This is a genomic window from Sphingomonas sp. Leaf17, assembly GCF_001421505.1.
Taxonomy (GTDB): domain Bacteria; phylum Pseudomonadota; class Alphaproteobacteria; order Sphingomonadales; family Sphingomonadaceae; genus Sphingomonas.
In genome coordinates this window covers 267,949-291,372 of sequence record NZ_LMKL01000006.1, presented here as the reverse complement: position 1 = coordinate 291,372, position 23,424 = coordinate 267,949, and the positions used below count along the sequence as shown (strand labels likewise).

17 protein-coding genes are annotated in these 23,424 nt (G+C 68.8%); 11 read left to right on the top strand and 6 right to left on the bottom strand.

The window, feature by feature from the left end; genetic code table 11:
- Nucleotides 1-87 precede the first annotated feature (87 nt).
- Together ASE75_RS10415 and ASE75_RS10410 are read left to right on the top strand one after the other, a co-directional pair.
- On the top strand, nucleotides 88-2,913 hold the full coding sequence (locus tag ASE75_RS10415) for a M16 family metallopeptidase (RefSeq protein ID WP_055932987.1): 2,826 nt from the start codon (nucleotides 88-90) through the stop codon (nucleotides 2,911-2,913).
- A 21-nt stretch (nucleotides 2,914-2,934) separates the two neighbouring features.
- Nucleotides 2,935-3,234 carry a hypothetical protein gene (locus tag ASE75_RS10410; RefSeq protein ID WP_055932984.1) on the top strand — a complete coding sequence of 100 codons (300 nt, stop codon included), beginning with the start codon at nucleotides 2,935-2,937 and terminating at the stop codon, nucleotides 3,232-3,234.
- A gap of 388 nt (nucleotides 3,235-3,622) precedes the next feature.
- Here the strand turns inward: ASE75_RS10410 and ppc are convergent, their stop codons facing one another.
- From ppc to ASE75_RS10395, 3 genes are all read right to left on the bottom strand, one after another.
- Nucleotides 3,623-6,370: a phosphoenolpyruvate carboxylase gene (gene ppc / locus ASE75_RS10405; RefSeq protein WP_055933365.1), complete on the bottom strand. Its 2,748-nt coding sequence runs from the start codon at nucleotides 6,368-6,370 to the stop codon at nucleotides 3,623-3,625.
- A gap of 197 nt (nucleotides 6,371-6,567) precedes the next feature.
- Nucleotides 6,568-6,936 carry a hypothetical protein gene (locus ASE75_RS10400; protein ID WP_055932981.1) on the bottom strand — a complete coding sequence of 123 codons (369 nt, stop codon included), beginning with the start codon at nucleotides 6,934-6,936 and terminating at the stop codon, nucleotides 6,568-6,570.
- A gap of 206 nt (nucleotides 6,937-7,142) precedes the next feature.
- Nucleotides 7,143-7,709, bottom strand: coding sequence for an HNH endonuclease (locus ASE75_RS10395; RefSeq protein ID WP_055932979.1), 567 nt, complete (start codon nucleotides 7,707-7,709; stop codon nucleotides 7,143-7,145).
- A 167-nt stretch (nucleotides 7,710-7,876) separates the two neighbouring features.
- Here ASE75_RS10395 and gluQRS point away from each other — a divergent pair, with 167 nt between their 5' ends.
- The 5 genes from gluQRS (at nucleotide 7,877) to egtD (ending at nucleotide 11,927) form a co-directional block, all read left to right on the top strand.
- Nucleotides 7,877-8,731 carry a tRNA glutamyl-Q(34) synthetase GluQRS gene (gluQRS, locus tag ASE75_RS10390; protein WP_055932976.1) on the top strand — a complete coding sequence of 285 codons (855 nt, stop codon included), beginning with the start codon at nucleotides 7,877-7,879 and terminating at the stop codon, nucleotides 8,729-8,731.
- Between the two features lie 9 nt (nucleotides 8,732-8,740).
- Complete coding sequence (locus ASE75_RS10385) at nucleotides 8,741-8,968, top strand: twin transmembrane helix small protein (RefSeq protein WP_055932973.1); 228 nt, start codon at nucleotides 8,741-8,743, stop codon at nucleotides 8,966-8,968.
- A 75-nt stretch (nucleotides 8,969-9,043) separates the two neighbouring features.
- Complete coding sequence (locus tag ASE75_RS10380; RefSeq protein ID WP_055932970.1) at nucleotides 9,044-9,607, top strand: cob(I)yrinic acid a,c-diamide adenosyltransferase; 564 nt, start codon at nucleotides 9,044-9,046, stop codon at nucleotides 9,605-9,607.
- 81 nt (nucleotides 9,608-9,688) lie between these two features.
- On the top strand, nucleotides 9,689-10,945 hold the full coding sequence (gene egtB, locus ASE75_RS10375) for an ergothioneine biosynthesis protein EgtB (protein WP_055932968.1): 1,257 nt from the start codon (nucleotides 9,689-9,691) through the stop codon (nucleotides 10,943-10,945).
- 4 nt (nucleotides 10,946-10,949) lie between these two features.
- A complete protein-coding gene (gene egtD / locus ASE75_RS10370; RefSeq protein ID WP_055932964.1) occupies nucleotides 10,950-11,927 on the top strand; it encodes an L-histidine N(alpha)-methyltransferase in 978 nt (325 codons plus the stop codon).
- Between the two features lie 76 nt (nucleotides 11,928-12,003).
- Here egtD and ASE75_RS10365 read toward each other — a convergent pair whose 3' ends face one another.
- The gene (locus tag ASE75_RS10365; RefSeq protein ID WP_162233724.1) at nucleotides 12,004-13,116 is read right to left on the bottom strand and encodes a DUF1176 domain-containing protein; all 1,113 of its coding nucleotides are present in this window, start codon (nucleotides 13,114-13,116) and stop codon (nucleotides 12,004-12,006) included.
- A 99-nt stretch (nucleotides 13,117-13,215) separates the two neighbouring features.
- Here ASE75_RS10365 and ASE75_RS10360 point away from each other — a divergent pair, with 99 nt between their 5' ends.
- The 4 genes from ASE75_RS10360 to ASE75_RS10345 all read left to right on the top strand — a co-directional run bounded on the left by ASE75_RS10360 (nucleotide 13,216) and on the right by ASE75_RS10345 (nucleotide 20,407).
- Complete coding sequence (locus ASE75_RS10360) at nucleotides 13,216-14,100, top strand: 3-hydroxybutyryl-CoA dehydrogenase (RefSeq protein ID WP_055932958.1); 885 nt, start codon at nucleotides 13,216-13,218, stop codon at nucleotides 14,098-14,100.
- A gap of 210 nt (nucleotides 14,101-14,310) precedes the next feature.
- A complete protein-coding gene (locus tag ASE75_RS10355; RefSeq protein ID WP_082463910.1) occupies nucleotides 14,311-17,418 on the top strand; it encodes a TonB-dependent receptor domain-containing protein in 3,108 nt (1,035 codons plus the stop codon).
- Nucleotides 17,419-17,633: 215 nt separating this feature from the next.
- Nucleotides 17,634-20,099 (top strand): ATP-dependent helicase HrpB, encoded by a 2,466-nt coding sequence (hrpB, locus tag ASE75_RS10350; protein ID WP_055932956.1) that lies wholly within the window; start codon nucleotides 17,634-17,636, stop codon nucleotides 20,097-20,099.
- 26 nt (nucleotides 20,100-20,125) lie between these two features.
- The gene (locus ASE75_RS10345; RefSeq protein ID WP_055932953.1) at nucleotides 20,126-20,407 is read left to right on the top strand and encodes an ETC complex I subunit; all 282 of its coding nucleotides are present in this window, start codon (nucleotides 20,126-20,128) and stop codon (nucleotides 20,405-20,407) included.
- A gap of 138 nt (nucleotides 20,408-20,545) precedes the next feature.
- Here the strand turns inward: ASE75_RS10345 and ASE75_RS15920 are convergent, their stop codons facing one another.
- Both ASE75_RS15920 and hemC read right to left on the bottom strand, forming a co-directional pair.
- The gene (locus tag ASE75_RS15920; RefSeq protein WP_235512641.1) at nucleotides 20,546-22,246 is read right to left on the bottom strand and encodes a uroporphyrinogen-III synthase; all 1,701 of its coding nucleotides are present in this window, start codon (nucleotides 22,244-22,246) and stop codon (nucleotides 20,546-20,548) included.
- The gene (gene hemC / locus ASE75_RS10330) at nucleotides 22,243-23,154 is read right to left on the bottom strand and encodes a hydroxymethylbilane synthase (protein WP_055932950.1); all 912 of its coding nucleotides are present in this window, start codon (nucleotides 23,152-23,154) and stop codon (nucleotides 22,243-22,245) included. Before hemC ends, ASE75_RS15920 begins: the two co-directional genes overlap by 4 nt.
- Between the last annotated feature and the right edge of the window lie 270 nt (nucleotides 23,155-23,424).

Below are 23,424 nucleotides of genomic sequence, written 5' to 3'. Positions count from 1 at the left end.
TGATCGCGGGGCGTCATGCCCGCTTGCGCACTGTCAGCGGAGTGCTACACTCCGGCAATACACGTAACGACCGGGGACCGTCATTTCATGAATCTCAAGGCTTTCGCGCTGGGTAGCGCTGCTGTCGTCGCCTTCGTCTCGCCCGCCATCGCGCAGCAGGCGGCCCCTGTGTCGACGCTCGTGAAGTCGGTCGACATTCCCTATCAGCAGTTCACGTTGAAGAACGGCCTGCGCGTCGTCGTCCATACCGACCGCAAGGCCCCCGTGGTCGCGGTGTCGGTGTGGTACGATGTCGGGTCGAAGCATGAGCCGAAGGGCAAGACCGGCTTTGCCCATCTGTTCGAGCATCTGATGTTCAACGGCAGCGAGAACGCGCCGGGCGACTTCTTCGAACCGCTGAAGCAGGTTGGCGCGACCGACTTCAACGGCACCACCTATTACGACCGCACCAATTATTTCGAGACGGTGCCGACCGCGGCGCTGGACCGCGCGCTGTACCTGGAAAGCGACCGCATGGGCTATCTGCTCGGCGCGGTGACGCAGGGCGTGCTCGATGAGCAGCGCGGCGTGGTGCAGAACGAGAAGCGCCAGGGCGACAACCGGCCCTATGGCCTGATCCAGTACAAGGTGACCGAGGGTCTGTTCCCCGCCGGCCATCCCTACGGCCACACCACGATCGGCTCGATGGCCGATCTGGACGCCGCCAGCCTCGACACGGTGAAGCAGTGGTTCACCGACAATTACGGCCCGAACAACGCGGTGCTGGTGCTGGCCGGTGACATTGACGTCGCGACCGCCAAGCCGCTGGTCGAAAAGTATTTCGGGGCGATCAAGCCGGGCCGCAAGGCGGTGTTGCCGAACGCGCCGATCCCGACGCTGGCCGCGCCGGTGAACGAGGTGATGAAGGATAATGTCGCCGCCACGCTCATCACCCGCAACTGGGCGGTGCCGGGCCTGAACGATCCCGATTCGGCGGCGCTGACGGTCGCTGGCCGGGTGCTGGGCGGCCTTGCCTCCTCGCGGCTCGACAATGCGCTGGTGAAGAAGGAAAAGCTGGCGGTTCAGGTGTCGGCCGACAACAGCGACTTCGCGCAGGTCGGCATGTTCGACATCACCGTTCTCGTGCGCCCCGGTGTCGATCCGGCGGTCGTGTCGAAGCGGGTCGACGAGATCCTGGCCGAGTTCCTGAAGAACGGGCCGACCGCCGACGAGGTCAACCGGGTCGCCACGCAGGCGGTGTCGAGCCGCGTCAAGGGGCTGGAATCGGTCGGCGGCTTTGGCGGCAAGGCCGTCGCCCTCGCCGAGGGCGCGCTGTATTCCAACGACCCCGGCTTCTACAAGAAGCAGCTGCTGGCCATCGCCGCGCAGACCCCCGCCACCGTCAAGGCGGCGGCGAACAAGTGGCTGACGCGGCCGGCCTACACGCTGACCGTCGAGAAGGGCGCGCGTGAGGCGTATGTCGATGCCGCTGGTCCCGCCGCCGGTCCCGCCAAGGCCCCCGTCGCGGTCCCGGCCGCGCCAGAACAGGCGGTGAAGGGCACGCGTGCGCCATTGCCGGGTGTCGGCACGATCGCCGGCCTGACCTTCCCGACTGTGCAGCGCGCGAAACTGAACAATGGCATCGAGCTGGTCTATGCGCAGCGGACGGCCGTGCCGGTGACCAACGCGGTGCTCAGCTTCGACGCCGGTGTCGCCGCCGACGTGCCGGACAAGCTGGGTACCCAGGCGCTGACGCTGAACCTGATGGACGAGGGCACGACGACCAAGGATTCGATCGCGCTGGCCGAGGCCAAGGAGCGGCTGGGCGCGTCGATCGGGACCGGCGCGTCCGCCGACCGGACCTTCCTGTCGCTGAGCGTGCCGAGCGCGAACCTGAACCCCGCGCTGGACCTGTTTGCGGATATCGCGCGCAACCCCGCCTTCGCCGAGGCCGAGGTCGCGCGGCTGCGCACCACGCAGCTCGCCGGCATCCAGCAGGAGCTGACCAGCCCCGAGGGGCTGGCCGGCCGTGTCGTGCCGAAGATCGCCTATGGCCCAAGCTCGCCCTATGCCAAGCAGTTCGGCGGTGGCGACCCGAAGGCGGTCGCGGCGCTGACCCGCGCCGATCTGGTCGCGTTCCAGCAGGCGTGGCTGCGCCCGGACAAGGCCAAGATCTTCGTCACCAGCGATCGGCCGCTGGCCGAGGTACAGGCAGCACTCAACACCCGTTTCGGCAACTGGACGCCGACCGGCCCGGCCGGTGTGAAGACGTTCGGCGCGCAGGATCCGGCGCTGGCGCCCAAGATCATCCTGGTCGACCGGCCGGATTCGCCGCAGTCGCTGATCTCGGGCGTCATCCGCACCGGGCTGGTCGGCACCGACGACCTGTTGCCGGTGGCGACCGCCAACGACGCGCTGGGTGGTGGCTTCCTGGGTCGCCTGAACATGGACCTGCGTGAGGACAAGCATTGGTCTTACGGCGTCGGCGGCAATTTCGCGCGCAACGCGATGGCCGCGCCCTATATCGTCCGCGCACCCGTACAGGCCGACAAGACCGGCGCGTCGATCGCCGCCCTGCGCGGTGACATCGGCGATTTCGTGACCACCAAGCCGATGACGCAGGTCGAGTTCGACCGCGCGATCAACGGCGCGATCCGGTCGCTGTCGGGCAATTTCGAAACGTCGAACGCGGTGCTGGGCGCGATGCAGCAGAACGATCTCTACAAGCGGCCCGACAATTACTACTCGACCATCACCCAGCGTTATCAGGGCTTTACCCTGCCGCAGATGAACAGCGTGATTCAAAAGGCGATCGACCCCAAGGCGATCACCTGGGTCGTGGTCGGCGACGCCGCCAAGGTGAAGCCGCAGCTTGACACGCTGGGCCTGCCAGTCGAGGTCGTTCCCGCAGCGTCCGTCGCGGACGCAAAGTAAGCAACGATACGGAGAGAGACGATGGCGGATATCGACGGCAGCTATGAGTGCGTGGTCAAGTCGCCGCTGGGCGACCAGAAGTCGACGCTGACCATCACCAGCGACGGCGCGACCTTCAGCGGCACCAATTCGGGCGGCATGGGGTCGAGCGAGGTGTCGGGCACCGTCGACGGCAACACCATCAGCTGGAAGCAGCAGATGACCGTGCCGATGCCGATGACGCTGGATTGCACCGCGACCATCGACGGCGACGCGCTGACCGGCACCGTCAGCGTCGGCGCGTTCGGCAGCTTCCCGATGTCGGGTACCCGGGCGGCCTGACCGCATCGGTTCGACGCGGAACGGCCCGTCTTTCCAAGAGGGAAGGCGGGCCGTTTGCGTTTGGGGCTGGGTTATACGCTTCGGGCGGTCCGGACCGGTGTCACGGTAAGCACAAGAAGCGGGATCCTCGCCTGCGCAAGGATGACGGGCGTGGGGGCGGACTTCGGCCAGCATATCGCGCGGCGGAAGCCCGTTTCACCTGCCCGTCATTGCGAGCGTGAGCGAAGCAATCCAGGGCGTCCTGATCCAACCCTGGATTGCTTCGCTCACGCTCGCAATGACGGCGGGGTGGGGTTACGGCCCGACCATCGTCTTTCGCGCGCAGATCGTCCTTGTCCCCCGGGCAACGCGAGCACCTGGCGGTCACACACGACCATCGCTCCGTCGTTCACCCCGAATTACGCAGTGCCGTCGCAATACCGTTGATCGACAGCAGGATCCCCTCGCGGATCCGCACGTCCTCGTCGCCCGCCCGGTGGCGCTTCATCAGTTCGATCTGCAATAGGTTCAGCGGCTCGATATAGGGCAGGCGCAGGCGGATCGACGCATCGAGCGCGGGATGCCTTTCCAGCAGCCGGCTCTGCCCGGTCGCCGCCAGCAGGCCGTCGTGCGTCCGGTGCCAGCCGTCGCGGATGCGGCCGAAGATCGCGTCGCGCATCGCCGCATCCTCGACCAACCCGGCGTAGCGCGCGGCGATGCCCATGTCGGATTTCGCCAGCACCATCTCCATGTTGGCGAGCGTCGCGGCGAACAGCGGCCACCCCTGCGCCATCTCGGTCAGCAGCCCCTTGTCGGGAAACGCCTCCAGCGCGGCGCCGACGCCGTACCAGCCGGGCAGCATGACGCGCGCCTGTGCCCAGCTGAACACCCACGGAATCGCGCGCAGATCCTCGATCGCGTCGCTTTTCTTGCGGCTGGCCGGGCGCGATCCGATCTTCAGGTTCGCGATCTCGGCGATCGGCGTCATCTGGCGGAAGAAGGTGCGAAACCCCTCGGTGTCATAGACCAGCCCGCGATACGCCTTGAACGCACTGTCCGAAATCGCGTCCATCGCGGTCGAGAAGGTCGCGTTTTCGGCCGACGACAGCGTGCCCGGCTCCAGGCTGGCGAGCAACGTCGCCGACGCCATCGCCTCCAGATTGGTCATCGCGCTTTCGCGGGTGCCGTATTTGCCGGCGATCACCTCGCCCTGTTCGGTGATGCGGATGCGGCCCTGCACGGTGCCCGGCGGTTGCGCGCGGATCGCGGCGAAGGCCGATCCGCCGCCGCGCCCAACCGCGCCGCCGCGCCCGTGGAACAGCTGCATGCCGACGCCGGCGTCCGCGAATACCGGGGCCAGCGCGGCCGACGCCTTCGACAATTGCCAGGTGGACGTCAGGTAGCCGCCGTCCTTGTTGCTGTCCGAATAGCCGATCATCACTTCCTGATGGCCGCGCGCCCCCGCGATGGCGGCAATTTCGGGCAGGCCGAACCATGCGGTCATGACGGCGGGGGCCGCCTCCAGATCGCCGATCGTCTCGAACAGCGGTACGGCCATGATCGCGGCGGTCGGCTTCGTATCGCCGCCGCCCGGCCGGTACAGCCCGGCCTCCTTCAGCATCAGGTTCACTTCCAGCAGGTCGCTGACCGAGGTGGTCATCGACACGATGTAGTTGGTGATGCACCCCGGGCCGTAGGTCGCATGGGCGTCGGCGGCCGCCTGCACGATCGCGATCTCGCCCGCCGTCTCCTCCGAATAGTCGGCATAGCGGCTGGTCAGCGGCCGGGCATTGGCGAGTTCGCGGCGCAGCAGGGCAACGCGCGCGTCCTCGTCCAGCGCCAGATAATCGTCCTCGACACCCGCCACCTTCAGCAGTTCGGCGACGACGCGCTCATGGACCGCGCTGTTCTGCCGCAGGTCGAGCGTGGCGAGGTGAAAGCCGAACGTCTCGACCGCACGGATCAGCCGACCCAGCGCGCCGCCCGACGCCAGCGGCCCGTTGCCGCCGGTCTGCAACGCGCGCGCGATCGCCACCAGATCGGCACGGAACGCGCGCGGGTCGGCATAGGGCTCGCCGGTCAGCGCGCCGGGGCGCGGGGCGGGCTTGCCGGTCAGCGCCAGATGCGTGGCGGCGAGGCGCGCATAGATGCCCGACAGCGCGCGGCGATACGGCTCGTCGGCGCGGCTGGCCGCCCCGTCGCCGCTCGCTTCGGCCAGCGCGACCAGCGCGTCGTCGACGCTGGCATGTTCGGTCGAGATCGACAGTTCGGCGCCCAGCGCATGGATACCGTCGAGATAATGGCCCAGCACCGTCTCGCTCGCCCGGCCCAGCGCGGCGCGCAGCGAATCGGCGGTGACGAACGGGTTGCCGTCGCGGTCGCCGCCGATCCAGCTGCCGGGCCGCAGGAAACTCGGCACCCGCGCGCCCATCGCCCGGTCCCACCGCTGGTACAGCGCGGGAAGGGCGGGCAGGAACACGTCGCGCAGATAGCTGAGCGCGGTTTCGACCTCGTCCGTCACATACAGCCGCTCGCGGCGCAGCACGCGGGTCTGCCACAGCAGCGCGATCTGGCGCAGGATGGATTCGTCGATCCGGTCGCCGTCCGGCGTCGACTCCAGCCCGCGGTCGCGCATCAGCATCAGTTCGGAAATGCGGTTGCGGTGGTCGATCATGCTCTTGCGCCGAACCTCGGTCGGGTGCGCGGTCAGCACCGGCACGATCAGCGCCTTGTCGAGCAGCGCCATGACGCCTGCCTTGTCGATGCCGTCGGCCTCCAGCTCTTTCAGCGCGGAGGCGACATCGGCCCCGCCCCCCCGGCCTGCTCCGCCCTCGGCCGCAATCCCCTGACGATCCTCGGCTAGGTTGGCGAGCATCGAGAACAGCATGAAGCCGCGCACGAAATCCAGCGTCTCGTCCAGGTTCAGCTTTTCCAGCTGAAGGTCCAGCGCGGCGGTATCGCCGCCATCGCCGGTGCCGTCACCCTGCCCGTTACTGCCACCCTGCCCGTTACTGCGATGCCGCTCGACCGAGGCCTTGCGGATCGTCTCGGTCGCCTCGAACAGCGCATCGCCGCCATAGGCGCGAATGACGTCGCCCAGCAGGGCACCAAGGAAGCGGACATCCGCGTTGTTTGCGATCGGGGGAAGACTGGCCATGTCCGCCTTGCTGCATTGCGGCACGCGCGCGGTCAATCGGGTGTCGATGCTTTATGACCGAAATGCCGCGTATTTTGCCGGATCAGCGACGACGTTGACGACGGTTGCGACGGAAAATTACGCAAGCGCATCGCGGGGCCTTCACCGCGACTGGACCGGCATCGGTTCCCCGATGCCGGCGCGCAATCACGAAAAGCCTATCGTCCGCCGCGCGATGTCTCGCGTTCCTCGGACGTTACCGTCCCGTCCTTGTTCAGGTCCATCGCGTCGAACCGGGCAAGTGCGCCCTCGCTGAACTCGACCGAGCCGATCTCGCCATTCCCGTCGCGGTCCAGCGCCAGCAGGCGGCTGTTGTCGCCGCGCGGCAGTTCGTCGTTCGTGATCTTGCCGTCGGCATTGCGGTCGAGGCGCTGGAACCGGCGTTCCTGCGCGCTGCCGAAATCGAGCCGCGACATCACCGACGGCGGCACGAAATCCGCCGCCGCCGCGTCGGCGTTGCCCGCCTTGTCATCCGTGCCGCACCCGGCCAGCGCCATCAGCGCGCAAAGTCCCAGAACCAACCGCATTCCCGTCTCCAGCCAGCTCTCGAAACACCCAAAACCACGCCGCCCGGCGTCCGGTTCCCCCGACCACCGTTCTGGCGTCGGGTTTTCCCGGAGCCGTATCAGTCAGGCGTCGAGTTCCCCCAACGCCGTCAGGCGTCGAGTTCCCCCAACGCCGTCAGGCGTCGAGTTCCCCCAACGCCGTCAGGCGTCGAGTTCCCCCAACGCCGTCAGGCGTCGAGTTCAATGTCCCAGTACAGCCAGTCGCGCCAGCTTTCGTGCAGAAAATTGGGGGGGAAGCTGCGGCCATGTTCCTGCAACTGCCAGTTGGTCGGGCGGATCGCCGGAATATGCAGCGGCATGCCTGCCTGTTTCGGCGTCCGCCCGCCCTTTTTCAGGTTGCACGGCGCGCAGGCGGTGGCGACGTTTTCCCATGTCGTCCGCCCGCCCTGCGCGCGCGGGACGATGTGATCGAACGTCAGGTCGTGGCCCGATCCGCAATATTGGCAGGCGAACCGGTCACGCAGGAACAGGTTGAAACGGGTGAAGGCGGGAAATTGCGATGGCCGGACATATTGCTTCAGCGCGATGACCGAGGGCAGCTTCATCGCCAGCGACGAACTGCGCACCTCGCGCTCGTAATGCGCGACGATGTCGACGCGGTCGAGGAACACCGCCTTGACCGCCGTCTGCCACGGCCAGATCGACAGCGGATAATAGGAAAGCGGCGTGTAATCCGCGTTCAAGACGAGCGCGGGGCACCCCTCGGGGTGACGCATCAAATCGGGATGAAACACGGCTCCTCCCACCATCTGGTGTCCGGTGGCGATCAGTGACCGATCCCGGTGACAGGGTGATGACAGCACGGGCGGGGGCGTGCGGTCAAGGGGTGGGCGCGGGGCGGGGTGGGAGCGGGGCCGGACCGTGATGGGCAAGCCGGTTGTCCGGTTGTAGGGTCGCGGCGATGATCGTCACCCGCTTCGCCCCCAGTCCGACCGGCCGGCTGCACCTTGGCCATGCCGCCTCGGCCATCGCCGCGCACGACCGCGCGCGCCGGGCCGGCGGGCGCTTCGTGTTGCGGATCGAGGATATCGACGGCACGCGCAGCCGGGCCGAGCATGTCGCGACCATCCTCGACGATCTGGCGTGGCTTGGCCTGACCTGGGACGGGCCGGTCGTGTTCCAGTCGCAACGGCTGGCGACCTATGCCGCCGCGCTCGACCGGCTGAAGGCGCGCGGCCTCGTCTATCGCTGCTACTGCACCCGCGCCGAAATCGCCGCGAGCGCCAGCGCGCCGCATGGGGCGGTGCCGGTCTACCCCGGCACCTGTCGCGGACTCGACCCGGCGACGCGGGGGCATGATCCGCACAGCTGGCGGATCGACATGGCCGCCGCGGTGGCCGCCGCCGGTCCGCTGATATGGCAGGATTCCACCGCCGGCCGCGTGGTTGCCGATCCGCTGGCGCAAGGGGACGTCGTGCTGGCGCGCAAGGATGCCGCCGCCAGCTATCACCTCGCCGTTACGGTGGACGATGCCGCGCAGGGCGTGACCGACATCGTGCGTGGCCTCGACCTGTTCGCCGCGACCGATGTCCACCGGCTGTTGCAGGCGCTGCTCGACCTGCCGGTGCCGGCCTATCACCACCACCCGCTGCTGACCGACGATCAGGGCCGGCGGCTGGCCAAGCGGCATGGCGCGCCGGCGCTGGCCGACCTGCGCGCGGCCGGGGGCGACGGGCGGGTGCTGGCCGATGCCCTGCGGACTGCGGGGCAAACTACGGGCTTTGGTCCCTCTGGATTTAGCGCGGCAAAGGCGTAGACTGCGCGCATGAACACCTTTCTCGTCATCCTGCTCGTCGCGGCCATGATCGCGACCGTCGTGGCCCTGGTGCGCGGCATCGTCGCGTTCCTTCAGGATTCCACCGCACAGGTGAAAGGCGACGGCCCCGCCGCCTCGTCGGTCAAGTCCAACAAGATGATGCAGCAGCGCGTGCTGTTTCAGGCGATCGCCATCCTGATCGTCGTCGTCATCCTGTTCGCCGCCGGCCGCACCTGAACCGGTGCGACTGGCCCCCCCCCTTCGCCGGGGAGCGGATGGACCGGACAGATTATCCCTTTACGGAATACCCCCATGGTCAAGCTGAACCGCATCTACACCCGCACCGGCGATGACGGCACTACCGGGCTGGTCGACGGATCTCGCCTGCCCAAGGATGCGGCGCGGATGGTCGCGATCGGCGATGTCGACGAGGCGAACAGCGCGATCGGCATGGCCGTCACCGCCCTTTCCCCCGGGGACCTGCGCGACTCGCTGTTGCGGATCCAGAGCGACCTGTTCGACCTCGGGGCCGATCTCGCCACGCCGGGCGATGATTTCGCGCCCTCGCCAATGACGCTGCGCATCGTCGCGAGCCAGGTCGCGCGGCTGGAGGCTGAGATTGACGGCATGAACGACACGATGCCGCCGCTGGCCAGCTTCATCCTGCCTGGCGGCACGCCCGCCGCCGCCGCCATCCACCTCGCCCGCGCGATCGCGCGCCGGGCCGAACGCGCGGCGGTCGCGATTCCGCAAGTCATCAACCCGCAGGCCCGCGCCTATCTGAACCGACTGTCGGACTTTCTGTTCGTCGCCGCGCGCTTCGTGAACCAAAATGCCGGTGGGGACGTTTTGTGGTCACCCGGCGCAACCCGTTGAACATGCATCAATGGTCGCGGACCTACCGGGTCGGATAGAAGCGGCCTGTCGGGCGCGGTGGTCCGTCGGAGGACCAAAGATATGACGCCGCAGCCAAAAGCCTCTCCTACCAGCGCACTGGCGACCCGTTACGGCCGTGTCCGCGACCTGTCTCTGGCGCTCGCCGCGCCGCTGTCCGACGCCGATGCCAGCGTACAGTCGATGGCCGATGCCTCGCCGACCAAATGGCATCTGGCGCACACCAGCTGGTTTTTTGAAACCTTCGTCCTGCGCGACCATGTGCCGGGCTATACGCTGCATGACGACCGGTTCCCGTTCCTGTTCAACAGCTATTACGAGGCGGAAGGGCGGCGGCACGCGCGCGACCGGCGCGGCATGATTACCCGGCCGACACTGGACGAGGTCCGCGCCTATCGCGCGCATGTCGACTCGGCATTGCTGGCGGCGCTGCCCGATCTGCCGGCGGCGGCGCGCGAGCTTGTGGCACTTGGCTGCCATCATGAGGAACAGCATCAGGAACTGCTGGTCACCGACATCCTGCATCTGTTCGGCGAAAATCCGCTGGAACCCGCCATCTGGCCGGCCGCACGCAAAGTGCCGGTGGCGATGCCGCCGGCGATCGGCTGGATCACGGGGGCGACCGGCCCGGTCGAGGTCGGCCATGGCGGCGACGGCTTCGCGTTCGATTGCGAGGGGCCACGCCATACCGCCTGGCTCAGCCCGCACGCGATCGCCGACCGCACCGTCACCAACGGCGAATGGGTCACCTTCATCGCCGATGGTGGCTACCGCGACGCGCGCCACTGGCTGGCCGATGGCTGGGCGTGGGTAAAGGCGCACGGCATCGATGCGCCGCTGTATTGGGAACAGCAGGACGGGGCATGGACCCGCTTCGGCCTGGACGGTCGCCGTGCGATCGACCCCGCGGCACCCGTCACGCACGTCAGCCTGTACGAGGCCGACGCCTATGCCGCCTGGGCCGGCGCGCGCCTGCCGACCGAGTTTGAATGGGAGGCCGCCGCCGCGTCTCACGCGCCCGACGGCGGCAATCAGATGGACACCGCCGGCCCGGTCGAGCCGCGTCCCTCCGCCGATGGCCCGGCCTTCTTCGGCGATGTCTGGGAATGGACCGGCAGCGCCTATCGCCCCTATCCCGGTTTTCGCGCGGTCGAGGGCGCGGTCGGCGAGTATAACGGCAAGTTCATGTCCGGGCAGTTCGTGCTGCGCGGCGGATCCTGCGCCACCCCGCGCGGCCATGTCCGGGCGGCCTATCGCAACTTCTTCTATCCCCACCAGCGCTGGCAGTTCACCGGCGTCCGGCTTGCCAAGGACCTGTAATCCGATGCTCAAACAGGAAATCGAGGATGGCTGCATGACGCTGGCCGATCCGGCGTTCCGCGCCGACGTGCTGCGCGGTTGCACGCAGGTGCCGCGCGCCATTCCCGCCCGCTGGTTCTACGACCGGCGCGGATCGGAACTGTTCGAGGCGATCACTGACCTGCCCGAATATTACCCGACCCGTACCGAAAGCGCGCTGCTCGCCGAATGTTGTCCGGAGGTCGCACAGGCGGTCGGTCCGGGCCGTGCGGTGATCGAGTTCGGATCGGGGTCGTCGACGAAGACGCCGACGCTGCTGCGCGCGATCGCGCCGTCGGCCTATGTGCCGATCGACATTTCCGGCGACTTCCTGCGCGAATCCTCCGCCACGATTTCGCGGGCGTTCCCCGACCTGCTGGTCCTGCCGTTCGAGGCGGACTTCATGGCCCCGCTCACCCTGCCGCGCACGATCGAGGATGCGCCGAAGCTCGGCTTCTTCCCCGGCTCGACGATCGGCAACATGACGCCGAAAATGGCGGTCGACCTGTTGCGGACCATGCGCCAGTCGCTGGGGCAGGGGGCGATGCTGCTGATCGGCATGGACCGGATCAAGGATCCCGATATTCTCGTCCCCGCCTATGACGATGCCGCCGGGGTCACCGCCGCGTTCAACCTGAACCTGCTGACGCGGATCAACCGTGAGCTGGCGGGCACGATCCCGGTCGAATCCTTTCGCCACCGCGCGATCTGGAACGACGACCGCGCGCGGATCGAAATGCATCTGGAGGCGACCGCCGACCTCGGCTTCACCATCGACGGCCAGGATTTCACCATCGGGGCCGGCGAGACGATCCACACCGAGAACAGCCACAAATACGGCGCGCGCGACGCCCGCATCCTCCTGCGCTCCGGCGGCTGGACCCCGGTCGCCGAATGGACCGACCCGCAGAGGCTGTTCGCGATCTATCTGGCCGAGGCACAGGCGGAGCGGCCGGCTCCGTAAGGGGCGGCCTGCTCGCCACCCCGGCGATATTGCACCACCCCGGCGCAGGCCGGGGCGGCGAGGAACGAGCCTTTCCTCAGCGGCGCACGACCCGCGCGCGCCACACCGGGATCGTGTCGGTATTGCCGCGACATTCGTCCATGATCTCCTGGCCCGACAGGCGCAGCATCGTGCCGTCCCAGACGAACGACTGCGACACGCCGCAATCGCCGATCCCGCGTCCCTTGGCATAGCTGGTCAGGACGCCGTCGGCGAAGTCGCCATTGACGACGAACGCGACCGGGCCGGGCGTATCCCCCTCGGTAAAGCCGGACACCGCGTCGGTCCGTGCGGGGCTGACGCCGGCGTCGTCCATCACGAACAGCGCGCTGCTCAGATTATACGCGCCGGTCGAACAGGGCAGCATCACCAGCGTCTTGCCACCGCCGATCGCCGCCGTCTGCGGCGTCATGTCGACGCCATCGGGCAGGTCGCAGTCGGCCTGCTGCTTCATCGCCGTCACCTGTGCCGCGCTTGGCCGGGCGACGGTGCCGCCGGGGGTCAGCGCGACGATCACCGGCAGGGCCGGGGTCGGTGGCGTCGTCGTCGCCTTGCCCTTCGCGACCACCGCGCTCGTGGTGCCGGCGCGGCCCTGCCTGTCGTCGATATAGCGCAGCGCGGCCGACGCCCCTTTCAGCGAGATCGTGCCGATCGCCGCGCCCTTGCCGTCACGCGCCTGCATCGTCGTGGCGTTGGCAATGGCCGTGGCGATCGCGGCGGCGGCGTCGCCGGTGAGTTTGCCGTCCTGCGCGGTGCCGCCGATCGGCTTGCCGTCGATGGTCACGGCGCTGGCCTCCGCCTGATCCCGCGTGGCGATGGCGATGCGGACCGCACCGGGCAGGCCGGGATCGCGCGTCACGCTCATCGTCAGCGATCCCTCCACGTCCCCCTCGGGCAGCAGCGACGCCATCATGCAGGCACCGCCATTGTCGCAACCCACTGTCCAGTCGCCGTAGGTTTTCACCGCGCCCAGCACCGGGACCGCGCGCGAATCCGTGGCGGTCGCGTCCATCGCCTGCCCCGCTGGTGCCGCGGGCATGGCGACGGGGCCGGCGGGGGCCGCCACCGACGCCGCGCGATTGCCGGCCTCATCCGCCGACCCGCATCCCGCCAGCACGGCCAGAATCGCCGTCATCATCATTTCACGCATCATATTGCTCCCGCATCCGTGCCGCACCCGGCCTAGCGACTGGATATCGAACCGGTTAAGTCCCCGCCAGCACCAACGAAAACAGACAGGATTGAGCGGATGCAGGATTCGGCACACACGACCATCGGCGTGATCGGCGCGGGGCAGATGGGCGCGGGGATCGCCCAGGTATCGGCGCAGGCGGGCTATCACGTCCTGCTCGCCGATGTGTCGCGCGATCGGGCGGACGCGGGCAAGGCCGGCATCGCCAGGGCGCTCGACCGGCTGGTCACCAAGGACAAGATCACCGCCGCCGCGCGCGACGAAACCCTGTCGCGGATCGAACCGGTCGATTCGGTCGCCGCCATGGCCCCCTGCGGTCTGGTGATCGAGGCGGCGACCGAGCGCGAGGCCATCAAGCGCCAGATCTTCGCGGAGGTCGGCAAGGTGCTGGGATCGGACGCGGTCCTCGCGTCGAACACCTCGTCGATCCCGATCACCCGGCTGGCGCAGGCCGCGCCCGATCCTGAGCGGTTCATCGGCGTCCACTTCTTCAACCCCGTGCCCGTCATGGGCCTGATCGAGATCATCCGCGGCCTCGCCACCGCCGACGCGACCGTCCGGCTGATCGAGGAGTATGCGGCCAAACTTGGCAAGCAGGTCGTCCGTGCGAACGACGCCCCCGGCTTCATCGTCAACCGGGTGCTGATGCCGATGATCAACGAGGCGTGCTTCGCGCTGGGCGAGGGGGTGGCGACCATTCCCGACATCGACCTTGCCTGCCAGCTGGGGCTGAACCATCCGATGGGTCCGCTGACGCTCGCCGACTTCATCGGGCTGGATACCTGCCTGGAGATCACCCGCGTCCTGTTCGAGGGGACAGGCGACCCCAAGTTCCGCCCGGCCCCCCTGCTGGTCAAATATGTCGAGGCCGGCTGGTACGGCCGCAAGACCGGACGCGGCTTCTACGACTACAAGGGCGCGGAGCCGGTGCCGACGCGGTGATCGACGGCGAAACGGCCAGCCCGGCCAGCGCAATTTTCGCAAAGGACTGATATTGGTTTGCAACCAATTGTCGTAATATTGCCACAGGTATGGAACCTTTTGGGTCGTGGCCCGGCGAATGCCTTGACTGGGTTTTGAATTGGTTGAGATTGATCCCCGTCTGGTCCGGAGGCGCACAAACGCGCGGCGGATGTAAAGCGGGGGTTTTTCATGACGTTACACCAATCGGTATCGGTTCTGGCTCTGGCGGGTGCGCTCTGCATCGCCGCGACGCCGGCGGTTGCGCAGCAAACCACGACCACCGCACCGACGACGGTGGACGATGAAGACCAAACCAGCCCCACCGCGTCGGAGGACGCCGCCGCCCCCGCCATTCGCGCCGCCGCCATCACGGGCGAGCGTACCGCCGGCAGCGATGGCGAGATCGTCGTCACCGGAACGCGGATCCAGCGTCCCAACCTCGGCTCGGCCGCGCCGATCACCTCGGTCACCGCCAGCGACATCCGCGCGCAGGCCGCGGTCAACGTCGAGGACGTGCTGAACCGCCTGCCGCAGGTCGCGCCGGACGCGCAGCAGAATTACCAGGATTCGGACGGTCGCCAGCGCGTCAAGCTGCGCAGCCTGGGCTTTGAACGCACGCTGACGTTGATCGACGGCAAGCGCATCGGCACCCAGAACGGTCAGGACGTCGGCATCATTCCGACCGCCCTGCTGGAGCGCGTCGACGTGCTGTCGGGCGGCGCGTCGTCGGTCTACGGATCGGACGCCGTTTCGGGTGTCGTGAACTTCATCCTGCGCAAGGATTTCGAAGGTCTGCGGCTTGATACCAATTACAATTTCTATAACCACATCAACAAGGACTCGATCGTCTCGCCGCTGGCGCGCGCATCGGCCTTCAGTTCGCCGACCGGCCTGACGAACGACGGTGCCCGCGCCGACGTGTCGCTGACCGCCGGCAAGCGCTTTTTCGACGACGCGCTCAGCGTCTCGGCGTTCGTCAATTACCGTACCGCGCAGAAGGTGGAGTTCGGCGACCGCTCGACCTCGCCGTGCCAGCTGGTGCAGACCGGCAAGGATGGCCCGCTGTCCTGCTCGCTGTCGACCTATTCGACCAGCGGCTATATTTCGCCGCGCGCCGGGGTCAATTCGGGGCGTGCGTTCGTCAACAATCCCGACGGCACGCGGACGTTCGTGCCCTACGGTGTCGGTGCGGGAAATGCGGCCAATCCGTTCGACGATTATTCGTACCAGCGTGAATCGAACCGCATCAACGCGGGCGGGTTCGTGAACCTGAAGATCTCGCCGGAAGTCGAGGTCTATGGCAGTGGCATCTGGTTCCGCGACCGCTCGTCGCAGCCGAACCCGGCGCGGGTGTTCAGCTTCACCGCTTACGGCGCGACGCCGTTCCAGGTGAATTGCAACAATCCCTATCTCTCGGCCGGCCAGGCCTCGACCCTGTGCGGCGCGAGTGCCGGCACGTCGACCTTGGTGCCGCTCGAAGTTCGCTATCGCTTCAACCTGCCGAACGTCGGCAACGAATATGAGAACTTCGGTTTCCGTGCGACCGGCGGCGTCCGGGGCACGGTGGCCGAGGTGTGGACCTATGATGTGGGCGGCGTCTATGCCCGCAACCAGCAGAACACGGTCTACAGCCCGTTCGCCGATTTCGACCGCATCAACCGCTCGCTCAACGTCGTCAACGTGAACGGCACGCCGACCTGCGCGTCGGTGGTATCGGGGACCGATGCGGCCTGCGTTCCCTTCGACGCGTTCAGCGCGGGCAACGCCAATACTGCGCTGGCCGGCTATCTGTTTGGCGGCGCACGCGACGGGTCGATCACCGGCATCGGCCAGTTGTTCAACATCCAGGCCAACATCACCGGCGACCTGACCAAATACGGACTGAAAACCCCGTGGGCGGAACAGGGCGTCGCCATCGCGCTGGGGACCGAATACCGCAAGGACCGTTTCATCTCGACCGCGGACGAGGTCTACACCAGCCAGTACGGCAGCAATTCGGCCAACCTGCGGCAGGACGTCTACGAATCGAACATCGAGGTTCAGGTTCCCATCGTCGAGAAGTCGTTCGTCCACCTGTTGCAGGCGAACGGCGGCTATCGCCTGTCGAAGTACAGCGGCAACCCCGACAAGTTCAGCACATGGAAGCTGGAAGGCCTGTTCGCGCCGATTCCGGACATCACCTTCCGCGGGTCGTTCAACAAGGCGCAGCGCGCGCCGACCGTGATCGAGATCCGTCAGGCGACCAACATCAGCTATGGTGTGCAGGGCGGATCGCAGAACGATTTCTGCGCCCCCGTTTCGCGCCAGATCCAGGATCCGAACAACCCCGGCCGGACGATCACCACGACGGCCCCGCTCGCCTCGCGCGAAGTCTGCCGCGCGACCGGCCTGTCGGACGCGCTGTACGGCAGCGCGTCGCTGCTCTGCCCGAACGACCAGTGCACGACGCGATCGGGCGGCTTCACCGCCGATCCCGAAACCGCCTACACCCAGACGTTCGGTCTGGTCGTGAAGCCGCGCTTCATCAAGAACCTGGTGTTCTCGGTCGATCGCTATCAGATCCGCATCGACAACTCGCTCGGCTATAACGACAACAGCTACTATACCGACGGCTGTCTGCGGTCGGGCGGCGACAGCTTCTTCTGCTCGGGCATCGTGCGCAACCCGACGACCGGCATCCTGTACGCCACCGCATCGACCAACCCGACCACCGGCTTCATCCGCGAGGGTACGACCAACTATTTCAAGTCGATCGCGCGCGGGTATGATTTCCAGGGCCAGTACACGATGGGCCTGGGCGGTATCGGCCGCGTCGACTGGAGCTTCAACGGGTCGCTGACGACCTTTGCGGGCAGTCAGGATTCGCCGGTCCAGCCGCAGCGCAACTGCGCGGGGTATTACGGCAATGGTTGCGGCCAGCTGATCCCGAAATGGTCGCACGGCCTGCGCGCGACCTACACGACCGCCGACAATTTCTTCAACGTGTCGGCCAACTGGCGCTATGTCGGGTCGCTGACCCACGCCGACAATTCGGGTGACGAGGCGATCGGCGGCACGCCGGAGCGTGCGCGCAAGACCTTCTTCCGGATCGCTCCGATCAGCTATTTCGATCTGGCGCTCAACTTCAACATCGCCAAGCAGTTCTCGTTCCGCATCATCGCGAACAACCTGCTCGACAAGGTACCGCCGGTTTTGGCGAACTCGTACGACATCAGCCTGTCGCGCAACAACACGATCCCGCAGCGGTATGACGCACTCGGCCGCAACGTTGCGGTCGCGACGACCATCAGCTTCTGATCGGGTCTTTTCACCGACAGGCATGGGGGTTCGCCGGTTCGCCGGCGGACCCCTTTTTTGTGCGCTGTCCTATCGGTGCATAATTTGCCAAGGATCGTCGCGATGTCGTTCCGCCCGTTTCCTGCCAGCCATCGCGTCATCCCGACCCCGTCCGCGAATGGCGGGTACCCCCCCGTTGCGGGCATAACCTTTGTAACCTTCCGGCCCCCCGGCGCATGACCGCGCTGCCGATCGAATCGGTCCTGCCCGACATTCTTGCCGCGCTGCGCACCGGCCCGAACGTGGTCGTGGTGGCCCCGCCGGGCGCGGGCAAGACCACGGCCATCGCACCCGCGCTGATCGGTGAGGACTGGTGCAGCGGCGAGATCCTGTTGCTCTCCCCCCGCCGGCTCGCCGCGCGCGCCGCCGCCGAGCGGATGGCGGCGGCGGCCGGCGAGGGCGTCGGCCGGACCTTCGGCTACGCCACGCGGATGGACAGCAGGCGGTCGGCCGATACCCGCGTCACCGTCGTTACCGAGGGCATCTTCGTCGCGCGGATCCAGGCCGATCCCGAACTGGCCGGCGTGTCGGCGGTGCTGTTCGACGAGGTCCACGAACGCAGCCTCGACGGCGACACCGGCCTTGCCTTCGCGCTCGACGTGCAATCGTCGTGGCGGCCCGACCTGCGCCTCGTCGCCATGTCCGCCACGCTCGACGGCGCGCGGTTCTCCGCCCTGATGGGAGACGCCCCCGTCATCGAAAGTGCGGGCCGCAGCCACGACCTGACCCTGCGCCATATCGGCCGCACCGGCGACGCGCGGATCGAGGACAGCGTCGCCGCCGCGATCCGCCGTGCGCTGGCCGAGGCCGATGGCGGGATCCTCGCCTTCCTGCCCGGCGTCGCAGAGATCGAGCGGACCGCCGACCGCCTCGCCGGGCTGCCGGAAACCATCGTCGTCCACGAACTGCACGGCAGCATCGACCCCGTCGCCCAGCGCGCCGCGATTGCCCCCGAACCCGATGGCCGGCGCAAGATCGTGCTGGCCACCGCGATCGCCGAGACCAGCCTGACGCTGGCCGATGTCCGGATCGTCGTCGATTCCGGCCTCGCCCGTCGCCCGCGCTATGACCGCGCGGCCGGCATGACCCGGCTGGTGACCGAACGCGCCAGCCAGGCCGCCGTCACCCAGCGCGCCGGCCGCGCCGCGCGGCTCGGCCCCGGTGTCGCCTATCGGTTGTGGGAGGAGGCGGCGACCGCCGGCCTGCCACGCTACGACCCGCCGGAGATATTGGAGGCGGACCTGTCCGCGCTCGCGCTCGCGACCGCTTTATGGGGTGTCGCGTCGCCCGCCGACCTGCGCTGGCTCGACCCGCCGCCACCGCCGGCGGTCGCGGAGGCGCACGATCGGTTGACGACGCTGGCGGCGATCGACGCGGATGGCCGTCCGACGCCGCATGGCCGCGCCATCGCCGCGCTGCCGATGCCGCCGCGCCTCGCCCACATGCTGCTGCGCGCCGGGCCGCTGGGGCTTGCCGATACCGCCGCGCAGGTCGCGGTGCTGCTCGGCGAACGCGGGCTTGGCGGCAATGACGTCGATGTTGAAACGCGGGCGCGCCGCTGGCGGAGCGAACGCGGAACCAAGGCGGTTGCCGCACGAAAACTGGCCGAACGCTGGGCGCGAACCGTCCCGACCGCCGCGCCGCCCCGCGCGATCGAGCAGCCGGTGGCGGTGTGCATCGCGCTCGCCTTTCCCGACCGGATCGCCCGTCGCCGCGATGCCAGCGGCGAAAGCTGGGCCTCGGTCGGCGGGCGTGGCTTCCGCCTCGACGCGACGGCCGGCCTCGGGACCGCCGAATGGCTGGCCGTCGCCGATACGCAGGGTGCGGCGTCGGGCGCGCGCATCCTGTCGGCGGCGGCGATCGACCTGACGACGATCGAAACCCTGTTCGCCGATGCCATCGAGACGCGGCGGACCATCGCGTTCGATCCCGCGACCGGCGGTATCCAGGCGACCCGCGACCGCCGGCTGGGTGCCTTGCGGCTGTCGAGCGGTCCGGACTCCGCCGCCGACCCGGACGCGATCGCCGCCGCGCTGCTGGAGGGGGTGCGGACGCATGGCCTGTCGCTGCTGCCGTGGAACGACGCCGCGCGGGCGTTGCGCGAACGCGCGGCCTATGCGGGGGAGGGGCTGGACGATGAAAGCCTGATCGCCGCGCTTGACGACTGGCTGCCGCCGTTGCTCGCCGGCCGCCGCCGGCTCGACGCGATCCCGCCGGGTGCGTTGATCGACGCGCTGCGCAACCACGCCGGCTGGGACGCGATGCGGCGGATCGACGCGCTCGCCCCGCCCGCCTTTGCCAGCCCGGCCGGCAGCACCCACCCGATCGATTATGCGGCCGAGGGTGGCCCACGCGTCGAACTGCGGGTGCAGGCGCTGTACGGCCTGACGGTGCATCCGGTGGTGGGGCAGGCGGCGAAAGGTCGGGGGCTGGTGCCGCTGGTGCTCAGCCTGACCTCGCCCGCCGGCCGGCCGATCCAGACGACGCGCGACTTGCCCGGTTTCTGGGCCGGCAGCTGGGCGGCGGTGGCGAAGGAGATGCGCGGCCGTTATCCCCGCCATCCCTGGCCCGACGACCCGACCGCCGCCGCGCCGACGCTGCGGACGAAAAATGCGGATGCGCGGCGGACAAATGCGCGATAAGGCCGGATGCAAGATAAGGAACACCCATGCCTACCGCCCGTATCTTCCAACGCCCCAAGAACGCGATGCAGTCCGGCAAGCACCGGACCGATCGCTGGCAGCTTGAGTTCGAACCCGCCGAGGCCAAGCAGCCCGACCCGCTGACCGGCTGGGCCGGCAGCGGCGACACGCGCGACCAGCTCCGCCTGCTGTTCCCGACGCTGGAGGCGGCGACCGCCTATTGCGAGCGCGAATCGCTCGACTACACCGTGGTCCCGGCACCGACCAGGACGCTGAAGCTACAGTCCTACGCCGACAATTTCCGGTAGGGGCCGGGCAACCTCGCCGTTGAATCCGTCGTGTCCCCGCGCGGGCGGGGATCCAGGGTCAGGCAACAGTACGGCCGATGATATCCGTTGCCCTGAACCCCCGCCTGCGCGGGGGAACGGAAAGCGTCGATCAACCCGCTACTGAACCGTCGGCGCCGTCGGTTGCGCCTGAACGACCGGGGCGTCCATTGGCGCATTCATCGCAGGCAGCGAATCGGTGGTCGTGACCGGCGCGGCCTGCGCCACGGCCGGCGGGGCCGGAAACGCGGGCGGCGCGACCATCGCGATCGTCTCCAGCGCGTCGAGCGCCGCGCGCGCCTGCACATAATGCCGCGCCGCCGTGCTCCAGGCGGCGGCGGTCGCCGCGCCGGGCATCAACGCCACCTCGGCGCGGGCGGCATCGACCTGCCCGGCATCCAGCAGCCGGCGCGCGCGCGCCAGCCGGTCGGTCGGCACCGGCGACGGCGTGCCGGCCCGGCGCAGCACCACCAGATTGCCCAGTTCCTGCTTCAGCGACGTCCACCAGTCATCGGTCGCGTTGCCCGCGGTCAGGTCGGGGGCCAGCGTGTCCAGCCCCAGCCGCAGATCCTCCAGCGTCACCGGCGGACGCCGTCCGGCGGCGACGATGATGGCGACCGCGCGCGGCTGGCGCTGGCCGAAGCGGGTCCGCAACTGGTCCTCCAGATAGCCCAGCCCCTGACCGCGATCGAGCGCGCGCCGCGCGGCCAGCACCACCAGCACGCTTTCGGCCCGTGCCGCCTGCGCGCCCGCCGCGTTGGCGTCGCTCGCGACCGTCGCCGCGCGCGCCTCCAGCGCGGCGATCTGCGCGGCCAGTGCGGCCTCGCGGCTGACCAGCTGCGTCGTGTCGATCGTCGGTGCGGGCGCGCGCGTCCCGCCTACCCCGGCTTCGGGTTGCGGGGTGAAGGTCACGGGCGTGGCAGCGGCCGCCGCCTCGGTCTTGCGCGCTTCCAGCAGGCCCTGCCGCATCGCATAGCCCATCAGCACCAGCCCGCCGACAAAGGCGAGCAGCACCAGCGCGACCAGCCAGGCGGTCCGCGCGCGCCGCGGCGGGCGGGACTGGCCGGCTGTCGCGGAAGCCGTCATGATGGGGGCGGTCGCCTGATCGTCGGTCATGGCCTGCTTATCCCCGTCGGGCGGGGTCCGGTCAATCGCGCGCTGTCGGGCGGCGGCGACCAGCGCGGTGTCGTTCGGGGACACCGCCACCGTCATGCCGCCCCAGCCAGCACCCGCCGCCTCGGCCACCGCATCGCTCAGCGCCGCGATCTGGAACCGCGCCCGGTCCGCGCCGTCGCGCGCGACCAGCGCGGCGAAGGTGTGCGCAGCGCGCGGCGAATGGAGCAGGACGACCGCATCCTCCCAATCCTCGGTAATGCCGGACGGCAGGTCGACCGGGTCCGACGCATAGACCGAAACCGTCGCCGTCGCCCCGTCGCCGTCGGGCGCGGTGCGGTCCTGCCCGGCCAGATGCAGCAGCCGGGTCAGGCCGAAGCCGTGCGCCTCGGCGATGATCGCGGCGGCATCCGTCCTGCCGGTCGCGGCGATGGTGAAGCCCGCCGCGCGCGCCGCCGCCGCCGTCGCGGTGCCGACCGCGACGACCGGCAGCGGCTTCAGCGATTCCAGCCCCGCGCCGCCGTGCCGCACCGCATTGGCGCTGGTCAGCAGGATCGCGTCGAACCCGGCGGGGTCGGGCGCGGTCCAGTCAAGTGGCCGCACCACGAACAGCGGCTGCTGGATCGGCAGGATCCCGGCCGCCGCCAGCCGGTCGGCGGTCTCGCCGTTGCCCGGTTCGGGGCGAAGGACGAGCGCGCGGGCGATCATGCGGCGAACAACCCGCGGATGCTGGCCGGCGCGCGGTCGAGCAGGGCCGCGCCCAGCGACGCGCCCAGCGGATCGCCGACCGCGCCCTCCACCGCGCCCTCGACCTGATCGGTCCCGTCGCTGGACAGCAGCACCGCGCGCAGCCGCAACGTCTCGCCCGACAGCGACGCCAGCGCCGCCAGCGGCGTATGGCAGTCGCCGCCCAGCGCGGCCAGCAATCCGCGTTCGGCCAGAACGCAGTCGCTCGTTTCGCCATGGTCGATCGCCGCGACCAGCGCGTGAGCGATGGCGTCATCGGCGCGCACCTCGATCCCGACCGCCCCTTGCGCCGGGGCGGGCAGCATCACGTCGGTCGGCACCGCCACCCCGACATCGACCCGGCCCAGCCGGTCCAGCCCGGCGGCGGCCAGCAACGTCGCGTCGACCTCCCCCGCCGCCAGCTTGGCCAGCCGCGTGTCGACATTGCCGCGAAACAGCACGATCCGCAGATCGGGGCGCAGCCGCAGCAACTGCGCGCGCCGCCGGGGACTGCTGGTCCCGACCACCGCGCCCTGGCGTAGCGCGTCGATCGATTCGACGCCGATCAGCCGGTCGCGGACGTCGGCGCGCGGCAGCATCGCGGCGATGTGAATCGCGTCGGGCCGGATCGTCTCCACGTCCTTCATCGAATGGACCGCGCAGTCGATTTCACCACTCAGCAGCGCGCGGTCCAGTTCCTTGGTCCACAGCGCCTTGCCGCCGATCTCGGCCAGCGCGCGGTCCTGCACCCGGTCGCCGGTGGTGCGGATCGGCACGATCGCCACTGCATCCTCGGGCCAGCCATGTGCCTGCGCCAGCGCAGCGGCGACCATCCGCGCCTGCGTGAGCGCCAGCGGCGAACCGCGCGTACCAAGCCTGAACCGAACCATGGCCTACCCTCTGCCCGGTGCGGGGCCAGACGACAAGCGGCGGGTGGTTTTTGCTCACGGGTGCCGTCAACCGCGCGCATGGCCGCTGGCGGCACCATCTGTCTGCGGGCATTCTGCTGGACCGCCGCTCCACCGGCACCGTCTTGGCTTTCGCCGCCAGGTTTCTAGAACGATGTGCATGGAACACGCATCCGAACCGCTGCCCTCGCGGGACGCCAACCGTTTGGTGCATCTGGATCGGCTGATCGCCTGGAACATGCTACGCGCGAC

Coding starts and splice junctions, on each gene's coding strand:
- ASE75_RS10415 (WP_055932987.1), top strand. CDS start 88: ATGAATCTCAAGGCTTTCGCGCTGGGTAGCGCTGCTGTCGTCGCCTTC.
- ASE75_RS10410 (WP_055932984.1), top strand. CDS start 2,935: ATGGCGGATATCGACGGCAGCTATGAGTGCGTGGTCAAGTCGCCGCTG.
- ppc (WP_055933365.1), bottom strand. CDS start 6,370: ATGGCCAGTCTTCCCCCGATCGCAAACAACGCGGATGTCCGCTTCCTT.
- ASE75_RS10400 (WP_055932981.1), bottom strand. CDS start 6,936: ATGCGGTTGGTTCTGGGACTTTGCGCGCTGATGGCGCTGGCCGGGTGC.
- gluQRS (WP_055932976.1), top strand. CDS start 7,877: ATGATCGTCACCCGCTTCGCCCCCAGTCCGACCGGCCGGCTGCACCTT.
- ASE75_RS10385 (WP_055932973.1), top strand. CDS start 8,741: ATGAACACCTTTCTCGTCATCCTGCTCGTCGCGGCCATGATCGCGACC.
- ASE75_RS10380 (WP_055932970.1), top strand. CDS start 9,044: ATGGTCAAGCTGAACCGCATCTACACCCGCACCGGCGATGACGGCACT.
- egtB (WP_055932968.1), top strand. CDS start 9,689: ATGACGCCGCAGCCAAAAGCCTCTCCTACCAGCGCACTGGCGACCCGT.
- egtD (WP_055932964.1), top strand. CDS start 10,950: ATGCTCAAACAGGAAATCGAGGATGGCTGCATGACGCTGGCCGATCCG.
- ASE75_RS10365 (WP_162233724.1), bottom strand. CDS start 13,116: ATGCGTGAAATGATGATGACGGCGATTCTGGCCGTGCTGGCGGGATGC.
- ASE75_RS10360 (WP_055932958.1), top strand. CDS start 13,216: ATGCAGGATTCGGCACACACGACCATCGGCGTGATCGGCGCGGGGCAG.
- ASE75_RS10355 (WP_082463910.1), top strand. CDS start 14,311: ATGACGTTACACCAATCGGTATCGGTTCTGGCTCTGGCGGGTGCGCTC.
- hrpB (WP_055932956.1), top strand. CDS start 17,634: ATGACCGCGCTGCCGATCGAATCGGTCCTGCCCGACATTCTTGCCGCG.
- ASE75_RS10345 (WP_055932953.1), top strand. CDS start 20,126: ATGCCTACCGCCCGTATCTTCCAACGCCCCAAGAACGCGATGCAGTCC.
- ASE75_RS15920 (WP_235512641.1), bottom strand. CDS start 22,246: ATGATCGCCCGCGCGCTCGTCCTTCGCCCCGAACCGGGCAACGGCGAG.
- hemC (WP_055932950.1), bottom strand. CDS start 23,154: ATGGTTCGGTTCAGGCTTGGTACGCGCGGTTCGCCGCTGGCGCTCACG.